Origin of the sequence: uncultured Agrobacterium sp. (assembly GCA_913777615.1) — a bacterium.
Taxonomy (GTDB): Bacteria; Pseudomonadota; Alphaproteobacteria; order Rhizobiales; family Rhizobiaceae; genus Agrobacterium.
Genome location: CAJYTK010000010.1, coordinates 25,083 through 43,968, shown reverse-complemented (window position 1 = coordinate 43,968; position 18,886 = coordinate 25,083). Strand labels below are relative to the sequence as shown.

At 57.8% G+C, this 18,886-nt stretch carries 19 protein-coding genes, 2 tRNA genes and 1 pseudogene; 11 read left to right on the top strand and 11 right to left on the bottom strand.

Going from position 1 to position 18,886, the window contains the following annotated elements:
• A partial coding sequence (locus QZ862_RS09135) for a GTP-binding protein (protein WP_296099205.1) occupies nt 1–163 on the bottom strand: 163 nt, incomplete at its 3' end.
• Between the two features lie 350 nt (nt 164–513).
• On the opposite strand from QZ862_RS09135, the gene QZ862_RS09130 reads away from it, so the two are divergent.
• Nucleotides 514–1,146: a TerC family protein gene (locus QZ862_RS09130; protein WP_296099197.1), complete on the top strand. Its 633-nt coding sequence runs from the start codon at nt 514–516 to the stop codon at nt 1,144–1,146.
• Nucleotides 1,147–1,392: 246 nt separating this feature from the next.
• On the top strand, nt 1,393–1,515 hold the full coding sequence (locus tag QZ862_RS09125) for a hypothetical protein (RefSeq protein WP_296017134.1): 123 nt from the start codon (nt 1,393–1,395) through the stop codon (nt 1,513–1,515).
• Between the two features lie 296 nt (nt 1,516–1,811).
• Here QZ862_RS09125 and QZ862_RS09120 read toward each other — a convergent pair.
• A tRNA-Gly gene (locus tag QZ862_RS09120) sits at nt 1,812–1,885 on the bottom strand.
• A gap of 25 nt (nt 1,886–1,910) precedes the next feature.
• Nucleotides 1,911–1,995, bottom strand: a tRNA-Tyr gene (locus QZ862_RS09115).
• A 235-nt stretch (nt 1,996–2,230) separates the two neighbouring features.
• On the opposite strand from QZ862_RS09115, the gene rlmB reads away from it, so the two are divergent.
• Entirely contained in the window at nt 2,231–3,112 is an 882-nt protein-coding gene (gene rlmB, locus QZ862_RS09110; RefSeq protein WP_296017132.1) for a 23S rRNA (guanosine(2251)-2'-O)-methyltransferase RlmB, read from the top strand.
• A 64-nt stretch (nt 3,113–3,176) separates the two neighbouring features.
• Nucleotides 3,177–3,587, top strand: coding sequence for an acyl-CoA thioesterase (locus QZ862_RS09105; protein WP_296085279.1), 411 nt, complete (start codon nt 3,177–3,179; stop codon nt 3,585–3,587).
• A gap of 79 nt (nt 3,588–3,666) precedes the next feature.
• Here QZ862_RS09105 and QZ862_RS09100 read toward each other — a convergent pair whose 3' ends face one another.
• Nucleotides 3,667–4,848, bottom strand: coding sequence for a DUF1501 domain-containing protein (locus tag QZ862_RS09100; protein ID WP_296017129.1), 1,182 nt, complete (start codon nt 4,846–4,848; stop codon nt 3,667–3,669).
• 3 nt (nt 4,849–4,851) lie between these two features.
• On the bottom strand, nt 4,852–6,423 hold the full coding sequence (locus QZ862_RS09095; protein WP_296099195.1) for a DUF1800 domain-containing protein: 1,572 nt from the start codon (nt 6,421–6,423) through the stop codon (nt 4,852–4,854).
• 175 nt (nt 6,424–6,598) lie between these two features.
• Here QZ862_RS09095 and QZ862_RS09090 point away from each other — a divergent pair, with 175 nt between their 5' ends.
• Both QZ862_RS09090 and QZ862_RS09085 read left to right on the top strand, forming a co-directional pair.
• Complete coding sequence (locus QZ862_RS09090) at nt 6,599–7,003, top strand: DUF2946 domain-containing protein (RefSeq protein ID WP_296085273.1); 405 nt, start codon at nt 6,599–6,601, stop codon at nt 7,001–7,003.
• 176 nt (nt 7,004–7,179) lie between these two features.
• A complete protein-coding gene (locus QZ862_RS09085; protein ID WP_296099193.1) occupies nt 7,180–8,619 on the top strand; it encodes a PepSY domain-containing protein in 1,440 nt (479 codons plus the stop codon).
• A gap of 37 nt (nt 8,620–8,656) precedes the next feature.
• Here the strand turns inward: QZ862_RS09085 and QZ862_RS09080 are convergent, their stop codons facing one another.
• Complete coding sequence (locus tag QZ862_RS09080; RefSeq protein WP_296099191.1) at nt 8,657–9,121, bottom strand: GNAT family N-acetyltransferase; 465 nt, start codon at nt 9,119–9,121, stop codon at nt 8,657–8,659.
• Nucleotides 9,118–9,402 (bottom strand): hypothetical protein, encoded by a 285-nt coding sequence (locus QZ862_RS09075; protein ID WP_296017116.1) that lies wholly within the window; start codon nt 9,400–9,402, stop codon nt 9,118–9,120. Before QZ862_RS09075 ends, QZ862_RS09080 begins: the two co-directional genes overlap by 4 nt.
• Here QZ862_RS09075 and uvrB point away from each other — a divergent pair.
• Both uvrB and QZ862_RS09065 read left to right on the top strand, forming a co-directional pair.
• Nucleotides 9,390–12,350, top strand: coding sequence for an excinuclease ABC subunit UvrB (gene uvrB / locus QZ862_RS09070; RefSeq protein ID WP_296099188.1), 2,961 nt, complete (start codon nt 9,390–9,392; stop codon nt 12,348–12,350). The genes QZ862_RS09075 and uvrB overlap by 13 nt on opposite strands.
• An 86-nt stretch (nt 12,351–12,436) precedes the next feature.
• A pseudogene (locus QZ862_RS09065) lies at nt 12,437–13,395 on the top strand (alpha/beta hydrolase family protein).
• Here the strand turns inward: QZ862_RS09065 and QZ862_RS09060 are convergent.
• From QZ862_RS09060 to QZ862_RS09050, 3 genes are read right to left on the bottom strand one after another with little or no spacing between them, the layout of a single operon-like run.
• Nucleotides 13,392–14,468 carry a hypothetical protein gene (locus QZ862_RS09060; RefSeq protein WP_296099185.1) on the bottom strand — a complete coding sequence of 359 codons (1,077 nt, stop codon included), beginning with the start codon at nt 14,466–14,468 and terminating at the stop codon, nt 13,392–13,394. The pseudogene QZ862_RS09065 and the gene QZ862_RS09060 overlap by 4 nt on opposite strands.
• Entirely contained in the window at nt 14,468–14,974 is a 507-nt protein-coding gene (locus tag QZ862_RS09055) for an ImmA/IrrE family metallo-endopeptidase (RefSeq protein WP_113327949.1), read from the bottom strand. Before QZ862_RS09055 ends, QZ862_RS09060 begins: the two co-directional genes overlap by 1 nt.
• Complete coding sequence (locus tag QZ862_RS09050; protein ID WP_296099180.1) at nt 14,971–15,402, bottom strand: hypothetical protein; 432 nt, start codon at nt 15,400–15,402, stop codon at nt 14,971–14,973. The genes QZ862_RS09055 and QZ862_RS09050 overlap by 4 nt, the downstream gene beginning before the upstream one ends.
• 167 nt (nt 15,403–15,569) lie before the next feature.
• Here QZ862_RS09050 and QZ862_RS09045 point away from each other — a divergent pair, with 167 nt between their 5' ends.
• Together QZ862_RS09045 and QZ862_RS09040 are read left to right on the top strand one after the other, a co-directional pair.
• Entirely contained in the window at nt 15,570–16,046 is a 477-nt protein-coding gene (locus QZ862_RS09045) for a PRC-barrel domain-containing protein (protein ID WP_296036447.1), read from the top strand.
• Nucleotides 16,047–16,386: 340 nt separating this feature from the next.
• The gene (locus QZ862_RS09040) at nt 16,387–16,938 is read left to right on the top strand and encodes a DUF922 domain-containing protein (protein WP_296099203.1); all 552 of its coding nucleotides are present in this window, start codon (nt 16,387–16,389) and stop codon (nt 16,936–16,938) included.
• Nucleotides 16,939–17,067: 129 nt separating this feature from the next.
• Here QZ862_RS09040 and QZ862_RS09035 read toward each other — a convergent pair whose 3' ends face one another.
• On the bottom strand, nt 17,068–17,670 hold the full coding sequence (locus QZ862_RS09035; protein ID WP_296014901.1) for a J domain-containing protein: 603 nt from the start codon (nt 17,668–17,670) through the stop codon (nt 17,068–17,070).
• Between the two features lie 427 nt (nt 17,671–18,097).
• Between QZ862_RS09035 and QZ862_RS09030 the strand changes: the two genes are divergently transcribed.
• On the top strand, nt 18,098–18,574 hold the full coding sequence (locus tag QZ862_RS09030; RefSeq protein WP_296099178.1) for a VOC family protein: 477 nt from the start codon (nt 18,098–18,100) through the stop codon (nt 18,572–18,574).
• Nucleotides 18,575–18,886: the final 312 nt, after the last annotated feature.

Genomic DNA, 18,886 nt, shown 5'->3' with positions numbered 1-18,886 from the left:
CACGAGCCTTTTCTTCAGGAGCGGCGTCGATCTGGTCATACGCCTTGAACTCGCCGAAGAACTTCGTGATCGCTGCCGTCAGAGACGTCTTGCCGTGGTCAACGTGACCGATCGTGCCGATGTTGACGTGCGGCTTCGTCCGCTCAAACTTGCTCTTTGCCATGTGAATTGCTTCCTGTGAACGTGAAGTAGTTTCCCCGGCGAACCGGTTTGGTGTCGCCGTTTAAGGCTTTGTAACCGAATGCGCAAGACTTAATTGTCAAGGCACCGAATCCACAGCCGAAAGCGGCAGGATTGGCGCCATATGGGGATCTTCATCCGCGTTATCAACCACTTTAATGGCGAGCGGAGCGCCGCAGCGGCACTTACTCTTTACGCTCCTTCGATTCATGTCATATTGCAAAACGAAGTCGCCAGGGGGAAACGGCGATTTGAAAAGGACTCTCGCAATCTCAACACCTCTTTCGGCGTCGCGTCTTGCGCGGCCCTCGAGCATACGCTTCGGGATATAGAATGGAAATCTTCACAGCAGCAGGCTTCACAGCCTTTCTACAGGTCATTGCCATCGACCTGGTTCTTGCGGGCGACAACGCCATCGTCATCGGCCTTGCCGCAGCAGGCCTCCCGGCTCATCTGCGCCGCAAGGCCATCCTTGTCGGCATTATTGCCGCCACCGTATTGCGCATCGCCTTCGCGGCATTGACCGTGCAGCTCCTCGCCATCGTCGGCCTCCAGCTTTTCGGCGGCCTCCTGCTCGTTTGGGTGTGCTGGAAGATGTGGAGCGAACTGCGCGAACAAAATTCCTCGGGCGCAGACACGGTCACCGATGAGGAGGCCGATCTGACCAAGGGTCACAAGACCTTCTTCCAGGCGGCCACCCAGATCGTCATTGCTGACGTGTCCATGTCGCTAGACAATGTTCTGGCCGTTGCCGGTGCTGCGCAGGACCACGTGACGGTTCTCATTATCGGGCTCGTCGTGTCGATCGCACTCATGGGCCTTGCCGCCAACCTCGTCGCCAAGCTGCTCCACCGTTATCGCTGGATTTCCTATGTCGGCCTCGCTGTCATCGTCTATGTAGCAGCGAACATGCTTTACCACGGCGCACTGGAAGTCTGGCCTTACGTACAGCCTTACTTCAGCTGAGGCGAGAAGCGATCGCTCTCATATTGGAGAGCCCGAATACCGTATTTCGGGCTTTTCATTCCGGCTTCGGATGCATCGCCTGCGTGCGCGTTTATTACTATTGATTCTTCTTATGAGCGACTATCGCTTGGCAAGAGGCAAGCCAATGAATTTGCCTATCCGATCTGATAATTTCCGTCAGCTTCGCGCAAGCATAAAAGATCATTACTTTAGATGTAAAAAATAATCAGAAGGATGCCTGAATCAATGGCTTATGACTGGTCCGGCGGCCGCACACGGCGCTTTCGACAGTTAAAGATCGGCGCAGCACTCACCTTCATCCTGCTGGCCTTACTGGTCGTGCAGTTACTTTATACCGCAACGAGCTGACCATCCTGAGTTCTGACGACCTGTAGCGACAGCACAGACGTAAAGCAGACGCATTTGGCCTCAACCATTTACGTCACTGCCGATGCCCCGACCAGACCCGCAAAACAGCGCTGCGAATCCAAATTGGCAATACCGCGCCTGGGTTTGGACAATACGAAGTGCAGGCGATAAGGCCGCAGCCATACTCACTCTGATTCTGCTGACGGAATGGAATCACGTTGCCGAAGGTGGGCGTAGCAAAGAGCGACATCGACCGGTGATCGCTCAACAACATCAAATTAAAAAAGCGGGAAAATTGGAGCGGGTAGCGGGAATCGAACCCGCGTATTCAGCTTGGAAGGCTGCTGCTCTACCATTGAGCTATACCCGCGGCGGTGATTTCGATCCGTGCAGAATGGTGGAGGGAGTTGGATTTGAACCAACGTAGGCTGAGCCAACGGATTTACAGTCCGTCCCCTTTAACCACTCGGGCATCCCTCCAGTATTCTGCGAGGATCAAGCGACCAAGCTTAGTCCAGATATCCGTTCGGCGCTGCGCCGTTCGTCGTCTGTGGCCGCGTATATGACGGCCCTTCATCGTTCTGTCAACACGATCAGTGACGAAATTTCAGGAAAAAATTCCAACAGTGTCAAAGCCCTGTGGATGGCGTTGGTCGATGCCCTGCGCAACAGTGGGGGGACTGGTGCGGATGATGCGGCAACGATATAAGGCGACATGAGCAAAGACGATCCCAAAGACAAAACCACCCGCGACACGCACTATGCCAACCTTCGACGCGCTGTGCGCGACGGTAAGCGCGAACGCGGAGAAATCCCCACGCCGCCACAACAGAAGCGCCGCAACAGAGGCGCTGACGAATGGAAACCGCCGCAGCTTGGCGCGGATCAGGTCTACCTCTACGGCCTGCATACGGTGCGCGCGGCACTCGCCAACAAAGAACGGCAACTCATCAAGCTGTCCGTCACCCAAAACGCGTTCGCGCGCCTCGAAATCGGTGAAGCAAGCGCCCAGCCCTTCCCCGTCGAGATGGTCGCGCCGCAGGAGATCGACAAGGTTCTCGGGCCCGACGCTATTCATCAGGGCGTGATGCTGGAAACCCGGCCGCTGCCGGTGCGCAAGCTTTCGGCCTTGAAGGAAAGCCCGCTGATCCTGGTTCTCGATCAGGTGACCGATCCGCACAATGTCGGCGCCATCATGCGCTCGGCGGTCGCCTTCAACGCCGGCGCGCTGATCACCACCATGCGCCACAGCCCGACCGAATCCGGCGTCTTGGCTAAATCAGCCTCCGGCGCGCTGGAAATGATCCCCTACATCCAGATCACCAATCTTGCCGATGCTCTCTCCGAACTCCACAAGCTCGGCTTCACTTCCATCGGCCTCGATTCAGAAGGCCCCGCCCCCATCGAGCAAACCTTCAGCGGCAACAAGATCGCGCTCGTCCTTGGTGCCGAAGGCAAAGGCCTGCGCCAGAAGACACGCGAAACGGTGACGCATTTGGCGCGCCTCGACATGCCGGGCGAAATCAAGTCGCTCAATGTCTCGAATGCAGCCGCCATCGCACTGTATGCAACGCAGCAGTTTCTGGCGAAGGCGTAAGGCACGCAAAGAACAGACGCCTCCGCAATAGTAAGACTTAGAACAGCCCTGGAGAGACAACCCCATGAACCAAGCCCCCAAGCCCACCGGCGAACTGACGCTTCGCACGCTGGCCATGCCGGCCGATGCCAACCCGGCGGGCGATATTTTCGGGGGCTGGGTCATGTCTCAGATGGACTTGGCGAGCGGCATTCGTGCCGCCGAACGGGCGCGCTGTCGCGTGGTGACGGCAGCGGTGAAGGAAATGGCTTTCGAGCTTCCAGTCAAGATCGGCGATACGCTCTCCATCTACACCGACATCACACGCACGGGCCGCACATCTATCACCCTTTGCGTCGAAGCGTGGGCGCAGCGGTCGCGCTACGACAAGCTGGAGAAGGTCACGGCGGGCACCTTTATCATGGTTGCCATGGATGAGAACGGCAAGCCGGCACCGCTTCCCCCGCAAATCCCCGTCGAGACGATCGACGTCTGAGCGGCCGCTGTCACGACAGGCGCTCAGACTCAACACTGAAGCGTGAGAAGCGGATCAAGAAGATCGCGGCACGCTTCTGTCATATCTTGAGATAGGCCGACGATCTGTCAAAGGACAGTCCCGGAAAAATGCCATTGGTTAGAGCTTCGCTACCGACATCGAACTGGCGGTAGAGCATGGCGGCGGCCACTTCACGCACGTCGCCGGTCGGCATCAGATCCCGGTCGTCCAGCAACTTGCCCTCGCCCAGCTCCGGCCATTTGCCCAGCACCCTACCACCCTGGATGCCTCCACCTGCGAGAATGGCAACGCCGCCCGTGCCATGATCTGTGCCGCCAGTACCATTTTCCCGCACGGTGCGGCCGAACTCGGTCATCGCCAGAACCATGGTCTTCTTCCAAACATCGGCTCCCAACGCATCTTTCAGCGTGGTCAGTGCGATGGTCAGGTCCTTCACCGTGCGGGCGAACTGCGCCTTCTGGCCCGCATGCGTATCCCAACCATCGACGGAGAAGCTGGCGATGCGGTAATCCTCGCGCAGCATGCCGCCCGCAAGTTTCGCAATGTCGCGAATGCCCTGCCCGCGCTTTTCGTCCTGGAAAAGCTGCTCGGCCGCCATGTCGGTGCGCAAGGCTTCGGCAAGCACCCGGCTAAACTCGGCATCATTGGCATAGAGCCGCTTGAAGAAACCGACTTCATCCGCTGCCATCGTCATATTTGAACTCGAAGCCCAGACATCCGCCTCATTCGGCCCTGATAGAATAAGCTCCATCGATGTGTTGATATCGATGGCCTTGCGATCCTCCGACCGCGGAATGGCGGAAAGCGCCCGGTTCAGCCAGCCAGTGCGCTCGCCGTGCACAGCCTGCGAACCACTCTCCAGCATGTCCTGACCATCGAAATGACTCCGCTGGTCGCGATAAGGCGTCGAAACAGCATGGACGAAGGCCAACTCCTTCGCCTGCCACATGGGCATCAGAGCATCAGCCGCAGGGTTCAGGCCAAAATGTCCATCAAGATCGATCAGGCCGTCGTCTGGCTTCAGCGCCAATGTCGGACGAAACTGAGCGAAGGCGGGATCGCCATAAGGCTGCACCAGATCGAGCCCGTCCATAGCACCGCGTAGAACAATCGTGACGAAACGGTTCTCGCCCGGCATCGCGGCAAAGCTGACCGGGGAAAAAACCGGCACCGCCGCCGCACAACAAGCGGTCACCAGGAAGCTGCGGCGGCTCAAAATCATATCCTGAGAGAAGGCCATGTCCTATCTCCTGTTGAATTCGGGGGAAGACAACGCGAGCGTCAGACCGCTGACACGGTTCGGCGCCTGTCCCACCACACGGATCGTGTCGTCGCGCGCCTGTTCGGCCAGCGACACTTCGAGAAGCTTTTTAGGTTCCATGTCCTTGCCGAGCGTGCCGGCTGCTTTACGCGCCCAGAGAATGCGCTCGCTCATCTGGCTTGGCGAAAGCCAGGATGCGACGCCCTCCTCGAATCCGGCTGGGCTTGGCGGCTGCCAAACCGGCTGGCCCATGCGGCGAAGTGCTGCGACCGTCAGCGTCCGGGCAAGGCTTGCTTTCGGCTTTGGCAGTTGCGCTGGATCGGATGGCATCACGGCCTTCATACTCGCAGCAGGCTTGTCCATCGCCATCTGTCCGGCATCGCCAGGCATCGCCGGCGCCATCTCCTCACCGCTGCTCTTCAGCGCCTGCTGTGCCGCGGCTGCGGTCGGCGTATCAAACGGCGTGTAGCTGTCATCACCATCCGGAGACATGCGCTCTCGCCAGTTTTTACGGGTAATTCCGAAAGCCCGAAGTCCGGAGACGACGTAGTCGAATGGCAGTTTCATCTTGGCGCCGGGCTCCTGCCACGCGCGCGGGTGGTCGAGCATTGCGGCATAGACCTTGGCCAGATGCCCGTCGCTCGCCTTCCATTCTTGTACCATCGCAGTGACGACATCCGGGGGCGGATCGTCGGAAATGAAGTGGGTCACGAGTTTGCGGCAGATATGCTGCGCCGTCTCGGTTCTGCTCGCCAGATCGTCCAGCATGACGAGACAGTCATCGGCCGAGCGCGGGTTCCCACCGTATTTGACGCCCAGGACCTTGATCTCACCGGGTTCCGCCATGCGCGGGCGAAACAGCATCTCGTAATGATCGTCCACCGTCATACCGGTCAGCACCAGCGCCGCGGATCGCACATCGGCCTGCGTATAGCCGCTGCCCGCGCCCATCGTGTGCAACTCAATCAGTTCCCGACCAAGATTCTCATTCAGGCCCTTCTTGCGGTTCTGCGCCGCGGCAGACTGTGGGCCGGTCGATTGCGCCTGATCGAGATAGATCAGCATGGCGGGATGGAGAACCGCCGCCTGCAACAGGTCGCGGAACGATCCTGCAAGGTGCGGACGAATGGCCTCGACCTCATAGAGCGGCGTGATCATCCGCATTGGAAAAGACTTATGCGCATTGACCGAGAAGTGGTCGAACCAGAAAGCCGCCAGCCGCTCATGAAATCCATAGGGCGAGAATGTCGCCTGAAGCACGCGTGCAAGGCTATCGCGCTGGAAACTTTGCTCTGCTTTGCGTTGCAATTGCTGGCGAGTCGCGCGATCGTTCTCGGCGTCTTTCTTCGCAATCTTCAGAGCCTCAAACCCCTTGGCGAGGTCATCGGCCCGTTGCCGCGCATCAAAGGCACCGCCTATGGGAAAGAAGCTTTCCTTTAGCGGCGCGTCTACCAGTTGGACCAGTAGATCGTCCCTGTTCCGGCTGAGTATCTGGTCCGGCGCAAGACCGTAACCATAGCGGATCGCCGCTATCGTTGGAGAAAACGGAGCCATGTTTGCCACTCCTGCCAACTGTCAATGGCAAGAGAATCCCAGCCAAATCCGGCGGAAAAGCTGCAGAACTGCGGCATTTTGCCGACATGGACAATTTGTAACCCACCGCGGTGGTGTTTACCGTGTCACCTTTGCCGCAGTGACATGATGGCGAAAATGTGCCACTGCATATGCCATGAAGCTTATTCGCAGGATCATGCAGGATCGCAGTTCGGCTGGCGCTGTCGCAGTGCTGGCCCTGCTGCTGTTTCTGCTGCAAGGTCTTGCCAATGGCGTGGCGCACGGCAGCATGGCGGCCACCGCACTTGCGGCTGATGATATCATCTGTGCGGCTCATCTACCGGATGGCAGCGTTCAAAAACAATCGCCTGCCGAGAAGCTCGCCAATAGCTGCTGTGGCACACTCTGCCGCCTCGCTTCTGCATCCTTCACTGCTTTGTTGGCAAGTCCGAGCGAAATTGCCGGGCGTATCGTGCCGCATGTCCACGTCACGCTTTGGCGTTGGAGTGAAAGCAGGATCCCTGCGCCGCCCACGCACGAGCAGCAGCCCCGCGGCCCTCCCACTCCTTTTCACGCATGATCCGAGGCGCATCTCTGAAACAGAGAACGCGTCGATAACAATCAGCCTCGGCGCTGGTTACGGACATACGTCGCGTAGATCGCCTCGATTCCCGGCGGCGATTCTACTGTCCGACCTGCGTTGAAATCTCCAGCGGGCATGTCACCGACTGCCTGCACCCTTTCGCGGAGTCAATAATGTCGATCAGCACCACTTCCGTGGGTGAACGCGTGAGCGCGCCGTCATCGCTCAATCTCTATCGCGCCGTCTGGCGCTGGCATTTTTACGCCGGTCTCTTCGTCCTTCCCTTCATGATAACGCTGGCCATCACCGGCGGGCTCTATCTCTTCAGGGATGAGTTGGACAATGCTTTCCATTCCAACCTGAAGCGGATCGAGGTAACAGAAACCGCCGCTGTCCTACCGTCGACAATCGTCGCCAACGCCGTCGCAGCTTTCCCAGGCACTGCCGTCAAACTCACTCAACCCGCCGATCCCGGCGCATCAACGGAAGTCACCGTGAGCACACCGGAGGGTAAGCGCGCCGTCTATGTGAATGGCTACACCGGACAAGTACTCGGCTCCCTGCCGGATCGCGGCACCGTCATGTGGACTATCCGTACGCTCCATAGCCTCAAATACTTCGGCACCTACGCCCGCTACCTCATCGAGATCGCCGCGGGTTGGTCGATCCTGCTCGTGGCGACCGGCATCTATCTCTGGTGGCCGCGCAACCAGACCGGCGGCGTGGTTTCCGTTCGCGGTACGCCCAAGAAGCGTGTCTTCTGGCGGGATATGCACGCCGTTACCGGCATCTTCGTCGGCGGCTTCATCGTCTTCCTCGCCATCACCGGCATGCCATGGTCGGGCGTGTGGGGTGGGAAGGTCAACGAATGGGCCAACGGCAACAATTTCGGTTACCCGGCAGGCGTGCGCGTCGATATTCCCATGTCTGGTGAACGGCTCGACGATGTCTCGAAAACCTCTTGGTCGCTGGAGCAGGCAAAGATACCGACGTCAGAGGGTCACGATCATGGGCAGCACGTGGAGACCGCACCCTCAATGCCTACGGATCATATGGCGATGAACCACGACCATGGCGATGAGATGACGGCCCCCATCGGCATCGATAAGGCGATCGCTCGCTTCGATGAACTCGGCCTCTCAGCCGGTTATGCAGTGGCACTGCCGACCAAACCGCAGGGCGTCTATAGCGGCTCCATTTACCCGGACGATCTCTCCAAACAGCGGGTCATCCATCTGGATCAATATACCGGCAAGCCGCTGATCGACACGAGCTACGCCGATTACGGCCCGCTTGGTCGCGGGCTGGAATGGGGCATCAACGTGCATATGGGCCAGCAATTCGGCCTTGCGAACCAGATCGTGCTGGCACTGGCCTGCCTCGCCATCATCCTGCTTGCCGTGTCGGGCGGCGTGATGTGGTGGAAGCGTCGTCCGAAAGGCTCGCTCGGCGTTCCGCCCATGCCTCAGAGCAAGCGTGCGCTTTACGGACTAGCCGCAATCCTGGCCGTGGGTGGGATCATCTTCCCTCTGGTCGGCGCAAGCCTGATCGTCATGCTGATTCTCGATCTGGTGGTCCAGAAGGTCGGGCAAAAGCACAAGACCGCTTCATGAACTGAACGGTCCCGGCTCGGATGACGACCGGTCAGCGTCAACCGAGTCGATAGGCCTTGCAGACACGATCGTCCGTCGTACGATAGGTTCGGAACCCGATGGCTTCGTAATAAGCCTGCCCCATGTCATTATCGGCGCCAATACTGGCGTCGATATCCTTTAGGCCAAAAGCCTCGGCTGCTTTGAGTGTCACCTTGAACAGCGCCTTGCCAACACCGCGTCGCGCAGCGAAGGGGCTGACATGCGTGCCGATGATGCCCCAACCTTCAGCTACACCGTAAGGATTGCCAGCAGCGGTGGCGAGCTTCAGCGACTGAAAGCCAAGAATGCGCCCATCCTCATCGACGGCAACCGTGCAGGCGATTCGGGCCGGATCCGAGATATAGTTCGTCGTGACAGTCTCAACATCCGTCGGGGTGTTTCGCAGCCCCGCCGCAAAGATTTCGTTCTGCACTCCAGCCATACCTTGCGCGTCTTCTGCTGTTGCGGGGCGCGTAATCATGACACTACCTCTTGTCTGCAAGGTTCAAGCCAGACCTTGATCCGCCGTCCAGCGGCGATGACGAGAACCAATATCGTTTTGTCTCCTGCTGCGTAACCCACACTCAAAGCATTTGACCCCGACCAGAACTGCTTTTCGAAGCGGGCTAAAAAACGACGATAAGAACGCGGCGGATAGCCTCTTGTTCCAATAAAACCGTTGCCTTTTTGTACTCGTTTTTTAGCGCTCGCCTCTTCCCTTTGCGCATCAAGCTCTCCATATTCCTCGCATGGCCAGATCACCCAAAAAACCCTCCGAAAGCTCCCCCTCAAATGGTTTTGAAGAGATGCCGCAGGCGTCCTTCGAAGGCGCTCCCCTCTCCGGCTCTGTTGCCGATTGGGTGAAGCAGCTGGAAGCGGAAGCCGAAGCGACCTCCGTCGAAACCCAGCGCGAAGTCGCCTCCAAGGCGGGCAAGCACCGCAAGAAGATCGAGATCGAAGCGCGCAAGGAAGCGGAAAAAGCAGCCGCAAAGGCCAGCAAGACGCCGACAGCCTCCAAGACCTCACGCGGCGTTTCCATCGGCGGCTCGTCCGATCCGAAGACCCGCGCCGCTGCTGGCCTCAATCCGGTCGCGGGCATGGACATATCGCTGGAAGATGCCGCATCCCTGGCGCCCGGTGCGGTAACAGCCACGGTGGACGCACTCTCAAAGCTCATCGAAAGCGGCAACCCGCTCTTCAAGGATGGCAAGCTGTGGACGCCCCACCGGCCTGCGCGGCCGCCGAAGTCCGAGGGCGGCATCGCCATTGAAATGGTGACGGACTACAAGCCCTCCGGCGACCAGCCGACGGCGATTGCCGATCTGGTGGAAGGCATCAATTCCGGTGACCGATCCCAGGTGCTTCTCGGCGTCACCGGCTCGGGCAAGACCTTTACCATGGCCAAGGTCATCGAGGCCACCAATCGCCCGGCGGTCATTCTGGCTCCTAACAAGACGCTTGCTGCGCAGCTCTATTCCGAGTTCAAGAACTTCTTCCCCAACAACGCGGTCGAGTATTTCGTCTCCTATTACGACTACTACCAGCCGGAAGCCTATGTGCCGCGCTCGGATACATTCATCGAGAAGGAATCCTCGATCAACGAGCAGATCGACCGGATGCGCCACGCCGCTACCCGCGCCATTCTGGAGCGTGACGACTGCATCATCATCGCCTCCGTCTCCTGCATTTACGGTATCGGCTCGGTGGAAACCTACACCGCCATGACCTTCCAGATGCAGGTGGGCGACAAGCTGGATCAACGCCAGTTGCTGGCTGACCTCGTGGCGCAGCAATACAAGCGGCGCGACATGGATTTTCAGCGCGGCTCCTTCCGCGTGCGCGGCGATACGATCGAGCTTTTCCCGGCCCACTTGGAGGATGCTGCCTGGCGCATTTCCATGTGGGGAGACGAGATTGAGAGCATCACCGAATTCGACCCGCTGACTGGTCAGAAGACCGGCGATCTGCAATCGGTCAAGATCTACGCCAACTCGCACTATGTGACGCCGCGTCCGACGCTGAACGGCGCGATCAAGGCGATCAAGGAAGAGCTGAAACATCGTCTGGCGGAACTGGAAAAGGCTGGCCGCCTGCTGGAAGCCCAGCGCCTGGAGCAGCGCACCCGCTATGACATAGAAATGATGGAAGCCACCGGCTCCTGCAACGGCATTGAAAACTACTCTCGTTACCTGACGGGGCGCACGCCCGGCGAGCCGCCGCCGACGCTGTTCGAATATATTCCGGACAACGCGCTGATCTTCATTGACGAATCCCACGTCACCATTCCGCAGATCGGCGGCATGTATCGCGGCGACTTTCGCCGTAAGGCAACGCTGGCCGAATATGGCTTCCGCCTGCCCTCGTGCATGGACAACCGCCCGCTGCGCTTCGAGGAGTGGGATGCCATGCGTCCGCAAACCGTGGCCGTGTCGGCGACACCCGGCGGCTGGGAAATGGAACAGGCGGGCGGTGTCTTCGCCGAACAAGTCATCCGCCCGACGGGCCTTATCGATCCCCCGGTGGAAGTGCGCTCCGCACGATCTCAGGTGGACGATGTTCTGGGAGAAATCCGCGAGACCGCGGCCAAGGGCTATCGCACGCTCTGCACCGTGCTGACCAAGCGCATGGCCGAAGACCTGACAGAATATCTGCATGAACAAGGCGTTCGCGTGCGCTACATGCACTCGGACATCGACACGCTGGAGCGCATCGAAATCATTCGCGATCTGCGCCTCGGCGCTTTCGACGTGCTGGTGGGCATCAACCTGCTGCGCGAAGGTCTCGACATTCCCGAATGCGGCTTCGTCGCCATTCTGGATGCGGACAAGGAAGGCTTCCTGCGCTCCGAAACCTCGCTCATCCAGACCATCGGTCGCGCTGCGCGTAACGTCGATGGCAAGGTCATCCTCTATGCGGATAAGGTGACGGGCTCCATGAAGCGGGCGATGGAGGAAACAACCCGCCGTCGCGAAAAGCAGATGGCCTATAATGAAGAGCACGGAATTACGCCAGAATCGGTCAAGGCCAAGATCTCCGACATTCTTGATTCAGTTTATGAACGCGACCACGTAAGGGCCGATATTTCCGGCGTTTCCGGCAAGGGCTTTGCCGATGGCGGCCACCTTGTCGGCAACAATCTTCAGGCGCATCTCAACGCCATGGAAAAACAGATGCGCGACGCCGCAGCCGATCTCGACTTCGAAAAGGCTGCCCGCCTGCGCGACGAAATCAAGCGCCTCAAAGCCGTCGAGCTTGCGGCAATGGATGACCCGATCGCCAAGCAAGAGGCGTCGAATGCCGAAGGCGTACGGGGGAAAGACACCTCGGGCAAAGCCAGAAAGAGGGGACCGGAGGGGGACGCCAAGTCCTTAGACGCCAACGGCAAATCCCTGTTTGCCAAACCCTCGCTGGACGACATGGGCCCTGGCACCGACACGGCAAAGCCCCTCTTCCGCAAGAACACGCTGGACGAAATGACGGTTGGCCGCACGGAAAAACCCGTCCGCGGCGCAGCGCCGGAAAAGCCTGCGACCCAAACCGGCAAGCGAGTCTCCCCCCTTCTGGAAGGCCTGCCGGAAGTCGCGCATGGCGGCAAGGACGATCCTCGTCCATTGAAGCGTGGCAAGGTTGGCGTCGGCTCCTATGAGGATCCCGGCGAACAGAAGCGCAAGGGTCGCACAAAAGGCAAGACGGGCCGTCCGGGACGATAGCCCGCGCGCAGACAAACGTCTCTCGGGAACATTCAGGCGCGCAACGACATTGCCGTTGCGCGCAATGAAACGGAAGGAGAAGCGATATGCGGCTGCACACCCTGGCTCTTTCCGCCATCGCCCTCGTCTGCCTCACCTCGCCCGCCCTCTCCGGCACCCTCAGCGACGCAACGTTCCACAGCAATGCGCTAAACGCCGATGTGCCGGTGAAGATCTACCGCCCGGATGGCGGGCCCCCGGACAACGGCTGGCCGGTTCTCTATCTGCTGCACGGCCATGATGGCGACCAGAACAGCTGGCGCGATCTTGGCAATATCGAAAAGACGCTGGACGGAATGATCGCCGCCGGCACGATCCGCCCGCTGGTCGTCGTCATGCCGGGCGTAAAGAACAGCTGGTATGTCGATTCCGCCGCCGTTGATGGCCCCGGCGATTACGAAACCGCTCTCACCGGCGATCTGCGCGTCCATGTCGAAAAGACGTTACCGGTGCGCAACGACAGGCAAGGCCGCGCCATTGCGGGCCTCTCCATGGGCGGCTTCGGCGCGCTACACCTCGCCTACGCCCACGAAGACCTCTACGCCGCCGTTGCGAGCCTGTCAGGCGCCATCTGGCAGAACGTTCCCGCCTCCGACTCGACAAGACCCCGGCGGAGCTGAAACTCATTCAGGACAGCGCCTTCTTCCACCGCGTCGACCGCGCCACCGTCACCAGCGGCATCGTCCTGCCCTCCACCGGCGACCACTTCTCCGGCGCTTTCGGCACGCCCTTCGATGCAAGGCTCTTCAACGAAAAGAACATCTTCACCCTCGTCGCCCAGCACGTCCCCGAATCCCAGGACCTCCCCGCCACCTACCTGACCGTCGGAGACCACGACGGCTTCTTCCTCTGGCGCGGCGCCGTTGCGCTGCATGAAACGCTACAGGCCGACAACCGCAAATCGGAATTGCGCATTACCGATGGCGATCACGTTTGGTCGCTGTGGAAGGTGTCGATTGTCGATGCGTTGAAGTTTGTGGATGGGGAGTGGAGCGGTCGACTTTAGTCCACCCAATCCTCTTCAAAATCTCTAGATGTCAGAGTTGAGCCATACAACGCTTGGCGAGTTAGATGGATGTTGATCCTGCACGCAGTCGCTTTAGCGGGGGAGTTGATACCGAATTGAGATCCCAACTGGGTAATTTTTATGAATTGAGTTCCCCAAATATTTAACGAGGGGTCCCAATTACGACTTGTTACAGCAAGGTCGGCCATCCTCTTATATTCTTCGTCCCGAAGAGTGATATACTCGTCTTTTGACATATCATCCTTACGTATTAAATCACTTCTAAAAAAGTGCCATACATTATCCCGCGGCAAGTCGATCCGAGGCCGAGGCGTACCACCTCCTTTATCGTCGCTCACTCGAGTACTTCCGTGATCACTGTAAATCAGTGTATTTGAGGGTATTCCTTGCGCAACATTCGCATGAAACAACCGTTCATAAATATGTTCACTTTCGGCGTCGAATGATCCCGGAAAGGTCGTCGCAGATATAGCTAGATTAGCATCCGGCAAAGCATCCATTACAAGGCGGCAATCGCTGACAGCGGCATCTACGTCTCTCAACAGGCGGCTGTCCTTCTGACCATAGTCGAGTATCACGTATAGATCTGGCAAATTAACTGCTGAGAGTATCTCGACGAACGACCGGATATACACAAGTGATCGCCGATCAAAACGGACAGCCAGCCCTCGGCCGAGCAATGAAAGAGATTTTACCTGTTCTTTCACCTGTGCAAAATTGTTTGATAAAATTGCAGCAGGTATGCAGTTAGGCATATCCGCAATAAAGCTTTTCCAATTTGAATAGCCGTTATCTGGATTTTGAAGTCGCGACATCTGCATGGCGCTCTCTTCGTCCTCGCCCTCATAGTTAAGATCTAAGTCGGCTATCCACCTACGACCAGCTAGTGCATGCTGAACTCTGTCGGTCGCCCTTCTTAAGGAGCCCTTGCCTAACCAAGGTCGGACCAGAAATAACGGCAGCATTCGATCTTTAGCGACATCAGGAACCTCAGCTAACGCTACAATCTCGGAAGGCCGCACGCTCATAACTGGCAAATAGTTGACCGTCATTACTTAAGCCCTAGAGAAACGCGCATAGCATCCTCAGAGACTCCGAACGCTGCGGAAGCTCTGGAAATGTAATCTGCTGCTCTGCTCTCACCACAATCCTTCACCCAGTCCCGTAACAGAGGTTTTGGCATAAGGATGTCCGAAGCGAGTCTATTGGCTTCAGCCTCTTTTGCGTCTGTTAGCTTTGAGCGATATAGCACATTATCTGTCAGACCAACCCCGATCAGATCATGATGCAACAAATAATGCGCGATCTCATGAGCAAGCGTAAATCTCTGTCTATGCTTGGGCTCGTGCTTATTAATAGTTATTTTGAAACCGCTTCTGCTCGTCGCAGAAGGTTCAATCATTCCAGAGATTCCGACATCTAACGTTGTGACTTTGACCTCCAATCCTAAAGAGGCCGCTAATTCGCCTACTTTTACAGGCGGCACAGCTTGATGAGATGCAATTATCTCTCGATCGGACTCGCTTAAGCTCTCCCATTCCTTAGAAGGTTTCTTCATTCCCCGTACTCTGCTTCGGAATTGCCCCAATCGCTGTCAGACCGCGGCTTAAATCCCGCGTTCGCAGCAAGTTCATCAACACGTGCAAGCAGTATATTTCTCATCTCGCCACCCTCGGCCATTTGCGCGACTGCATGCTTCATGCCGGCATCGAAAGCCGCCCGCCTCAATGTGTTGAACCCGAAGGTTCCAACAATCGCTATTATAATCGCCAATACCGTGATGATCACTGACAAGGCTGATAGTATTATCGCAATGGAGGTTTCAAACGCCATCGATGGTCCGCTCCCGTCATGTTTATCGATCATTGCGGCAAGAGTGAAATGTGCAGCAACCCAACCGAAGAAAAAGCCTCCCATACAAATGCTGACTCGGAAGGGGTCGTCATATAGGCGAAGTTCACGTTGAGTTTGCATCGTAGCGGCCATTGGAAAGTCTGATTCGCTCCAACAAAGACGCGAACATTACTACCAGCACAACCTTTAACTTCATAGCTCCGTTTATTGCTGAAGTAAAATCTAAACGGAACCAATTCCACCTCCACCCGTTCTTCCCCCGAACAACATGTTCAGCATACAAAAGGGAAGAAACATTCATGAAAAACAAGGTTTTCGCACTGGCTGCCGTTGCAGCCCTGACCTCCTCTGTCGCCTTTGCCCAGACGGCTGCACCTGCCGCTCCGGCTGCAACTGCACCAGCCGCCGCTGGCTCTGACGCGATGATGTCTGGTCCAGGCTTCACCATGGGCACCAAGCCGGCTGGCCCGCTGAAGTTCGTCAACGTGCAGAAGACCGACCTGACTGCCGATCAGCTCGAAGGCATGAACATCTACAATGCCCAGAACGAAGAGATCGGTGAGATCGAAGACGTCGTGATCGGCGATGGCAAGGCTGTCATCGGCATCGTCGCAAGCGTCGGCGGCTTCCTCGGCATCAATGAGAGCTATGTCGTTCTCGACCCGACCTCCGTTGCTATCAACAATGACAATGGCACGTGGAAGGCACACGTCGACACCACCAAGGAAGCGCTTCAGAACGCTCCGAAGCTGGACTATGACAAGCTTGACGATTGATTGATCGCACGTGCCCTCGGGCGATCGATCAAAGGCCCCTGCGTTTCATGCGCAGGGGCCTTTTTCTTGTGCTTTCTCAGTTTCGGCCGAAAGATCGACAACGGCATTTTGTCCGTTGCGATCCGCCTCGCCCAATTGGGCAGTAGCGACACCGCCCGAGCGTGATAAGAAGCAGTGAGTTCTTCGTCGCCACCCAGACCTTGCGAGATTCAAAAGGCCGCTTGCCCGCCAAACTCCAGTTCGCTTATCGTCCGGCGCATGATCAAAAAGGACTTTTGCGTTGCTCACCTTCCGCTTCACCGCTGCCGTCGCCGGTCTTGTCACCGCTTTTCTCACACCCATTGCCGCCCAAGCCCAAAGTGGTAGCTGGAAGCCCTCCGAACAGATCAAAACCTATGCGATTTCCGGCAATTCTGGCATCGAGCTTTATCGTTCCATCGGCGAGCGCGGGCCGCAGGCGGGTGTCCAGGCGGTGGCGCACACCACATTCAAGCTCACCTGGCGGCGGGATTATCGCCCGCAGGCAGATGGTGCCTGCGTCCTGGCTACGGCGCGACCCAATCTCACGATCATCTACACATGGCCGAAGGCGCCCGCCAAACTGTCGCCGGAGGTCGCTGCGAGCTGGCAACGCTTCATTGCTGGCGTGGAAAAGCACGAGCGGGTGCATGGCGAGCATATTCTCGACATGGTGAGGAAGATCGAGGCCTATAGTGTGGGTCTAAGGGCGCAAGATGATCCAAAATGCCAGAAGGTTCGCGCCGTTTTGCAGCAGCGGCTGAAGGAATTGTCAGACGAACAGCGCCAGCGCGGGCGCGATTTCGACAAAGTCGAACTCACCGATGGCGGCGCGGTCCACCAACTCATTCTGGCACTGGTGAACGGCCCTTGAGAATCGATGGCGTCTGAAAGCATGACGTGGCTGCGCCGACGATTATCGAGAAAAACAGTGTGTGGAAGCACCGGGCATAGATCGGCGAAAGCGTAAAAGCCCTTGAGCAGCCCCCGTTGGATAAGCCCCCTACTCCGCCGCTTCGCCCTTCAGCGCCGGTTCCACCATCATCACCCGCTCAAGCTCATAGGAATAGCCTTCCAGCATCGTATAGGCCTGCTCTATGACCTCGATCTGGTGTTCGGCATTGCGGATCGCATCGGCAATCGACTGGCTGCGGGCGCGCAGCATCGAACCAAGAACATCCGTTTCCGGCTTTTTGCCCAGCCGGTCCATGTGTTTGCGCACGCGGGTGCGGTGGCGCTCCAGCTCCAGAATATGGAAGCGGCTTTTGAGAATATCGTCGGTCAGCTTGCGCCGCATCGCCGCGACGGGATCGAAGCTGCCCGGCTCACGTTCATCCAGAATGAACTCGTTTACCAGGGTTTCCAGCATCAGCAGACCCTTCAAATCCTTTGGATCGGCCAGTTGCGGATCGTATCCGGTATCGTCGAACACCTTGCGGCGCACCGGGTCTTTCAACAGATCATAGGCCAGTTGCAGCTTGGCAAACTGGTCGGCATCGCCGCCGCTGTCCGGATGGGCGTTCTTCGCCGCCTTGCGATAGGCAGCCTTGATAGCAGCCTCATCCGCCTCGCGCTCCACACCCAGCAAAACATAAGGATCGATCACCGAAACACCTGTACTCGCATTACCGAAATCCGCCTTTGTGGGTGATGCCACGCACAAAGGCTGGCGGGATCATACGCAATTTCGCCAGCCACGGCACCCCTCGCCCGCAGTTTTGAACGTAAAAGGCCAAACCGCCTGACCCAACGAAGCGCCCAAAGCGCCTTCGCCCGCAAATTTGTTCAGCGCGTGGCCATGATAGGCGAAGGAGGGACAAAATTGTGGAAAGCTGCTACGAAATCATACCTGAAAGCTATTCAGCACAGTCAGAGAGGACCTTATCCATTCCACATTCATCGTCGGCTCTGGCCGCCTTGAAGGTAATCGAACCCAGGCTATAAGTTGCTATAGGGATTGAAAATGCTGTGACTTGTAGCCGAATGGCTTACTGTAGCGTGACGCAACTGCCCCGATATGAGAGGACCCAAAAATGGCCGAAGATGCAGGCGTGATAGCTGTCGATCATACAGGGTTTTCGGTCGCTTCGTTGGAGGAGGCGATCCAGTTCTGGACTGAGGCGATGGGTTTCGACCTTGCTCGCCGGGGCGAGATGGGTGGAGAGTTCCTACGGGAAACGACGGGGGTTGCCGATCCGCGCTGCCGAATGGCGCTGGTGACGGCTCCAAATGGCTACCCTATCGAGCTTCTCGAGTACTCGACAGGCTCCACGCTCGGCCAGACACCTCGTAGCGCGGGCGCGATCGGCGCCGCGCACATCGCCTTCACGGTTACGGATATCCACAGGGCCATCTTACGGGTCCAAAAGGCCGGGTGGGCAGTGAATGGTTCGCCACAACCGATACCAGCCGGGCCTCGATGCGGAACGATCGTCGCGTATGTCTCCGGCCCGGATGGTATTACCATAGAGCTGATGCAGCCGCCTGCTGACAGTTCAGGCGTCGTTTAACGCCCTTCCGCTCCGGGAACGCTGAATCTCGTGTAGGTTTTACGTTGCGTTGCTTCGAGCCGCTAGCCCACTGGTTTTTTCGCCGCAAGATCGATCCTGCGAAGGATGCTCTCACGATTATGGTTCGTCGGCATCTGGTTGACGAGCTTGCGCTTTCTCAGTCTTCCCTCATCCGCGATCAGATAAATGATCGCGCGAGAAGGCGTCATATACGCTTTGGACGGGATCAATCACGCTCGACCGACCTGCCTTTTTTTGACGCGACAGAAAAGTTTTCCCTTTACAAGAAGGGGGAATCTGCTAATTCGGCGG

What these genes read in the sequence shown, in the direction of transcription:
- QZ862_RS09130 (WP_296099197.1), top strand. Translation starts at nt 514, where the DNA reads ATGGAAATCTTCACAGCAGCAGGCTTCACAGCCTTTCTACAGGTCATT.
- QZ862_RS09125 (WP_296017134.1), top strand. Translation starts at nt 1,393, where the DNA reads ATGGCTTATGACTGGTCCGGCGGCCGCACACGGCGCTTTCGACAGTTA.
- rlmB (WP_296017132.1), top strand. Translation starts at nt 2,231, where the DNA reads ATGAGCAAAGACGATCCCAAAGACAAAACCACCCGCGACACGCACTAT.
- QZ862_RS09105 (WP_296085279.1), top strand. Translation starts at nt 3,177, where the DNA reads ATGAACCAAGCCCCCAAGCCCACCGGCGAACTGACGCTTCGCACGCTG.
- QZ862_RS09100 (WP_296017129.1), bottom strand. Translation starts at nt 4,848, where the DNA reads ATGGCCTTCTCTCAGGATATGATTTTGAGCCGCCGCAGCTTCCTGGTG.
- QZ862_RS09095 (WP_296099195.1), bottom strand. Translation starts at nt 6,423, where the DNA reads ATGGCTCCGTTTTCTCCAACGATAGCGGCGATCCGCTATGGTTACGGT.
- QZ862_RS09090 (WP_296085273.1), top strand. Translation starts at nt 6,599, where the DNA reads ATGAAGCTTATTCGCAGGATCATGCAGGATCGCAGTTCGGCTGGCGCT.
- QZ862_RS09085 (WP_296099193.1), top strand. Translation starts at nt 7,180, where the DNA reads ATGTCGATCAGCACCACTTCCGTGGGTGAACGCGTGAGCGCGCCGTCA.
- QZ862_RS09080 (WP_296099191.1), bottom strand. Translation starts at nt 9,121, where the DNA reads ATGATTACGCGCCCCGCAACAGCAGAAGACGCGCAAGGTATGGCTGGA.
- uvrB (WP_296099188.1), top strand. Translation starts at nt 9,390, where the DNA reads ATGGCCAGATCACCCAAAAAACCCTCCGAAAGCTCCCCCTCAAATGGT.
- QZ862_RS09060 (WP_296099185.1), bottom strand. Translation starts at nt 14,468, where the DNA reads ATGACGGTCAACTATTTGCCAGTTATGAGCGTGCGGCCTTCCGAGATT.
- QZ862_RS09055 (WP_113327949.1), bottom strand. Translation starts at nt 14,974, where the DNA reads ATGAAGAAACCTTCTAAGGAATGGGAGAGCTTAAGCGAGTCCGATCGA.
- QZ862_RS09050 (WP_296099180.1), bottom strand. Translation starts at nt 15,402, where the DNA reads ATGGCCGCTACGATGCAAACTCAACGTGAACTTCGCCTATATGACGAC.
- QZ862_RS09045 (WP_296036447.1), top strand. Translation starts at nt 15,570, where the DNA reads ATGAAAAACAAGGTTTTCGCACTGGCTGCCGTTGCAGCCCTGACCTCC.
- QZ862_RS09030 (WP_296099178.1), top strand. Translation starts at nt 18,098, where the DNA reads ATGGCCGAAGATGCAGGCGTGATAGCTGTCGATCATACAGGGTTTTCG.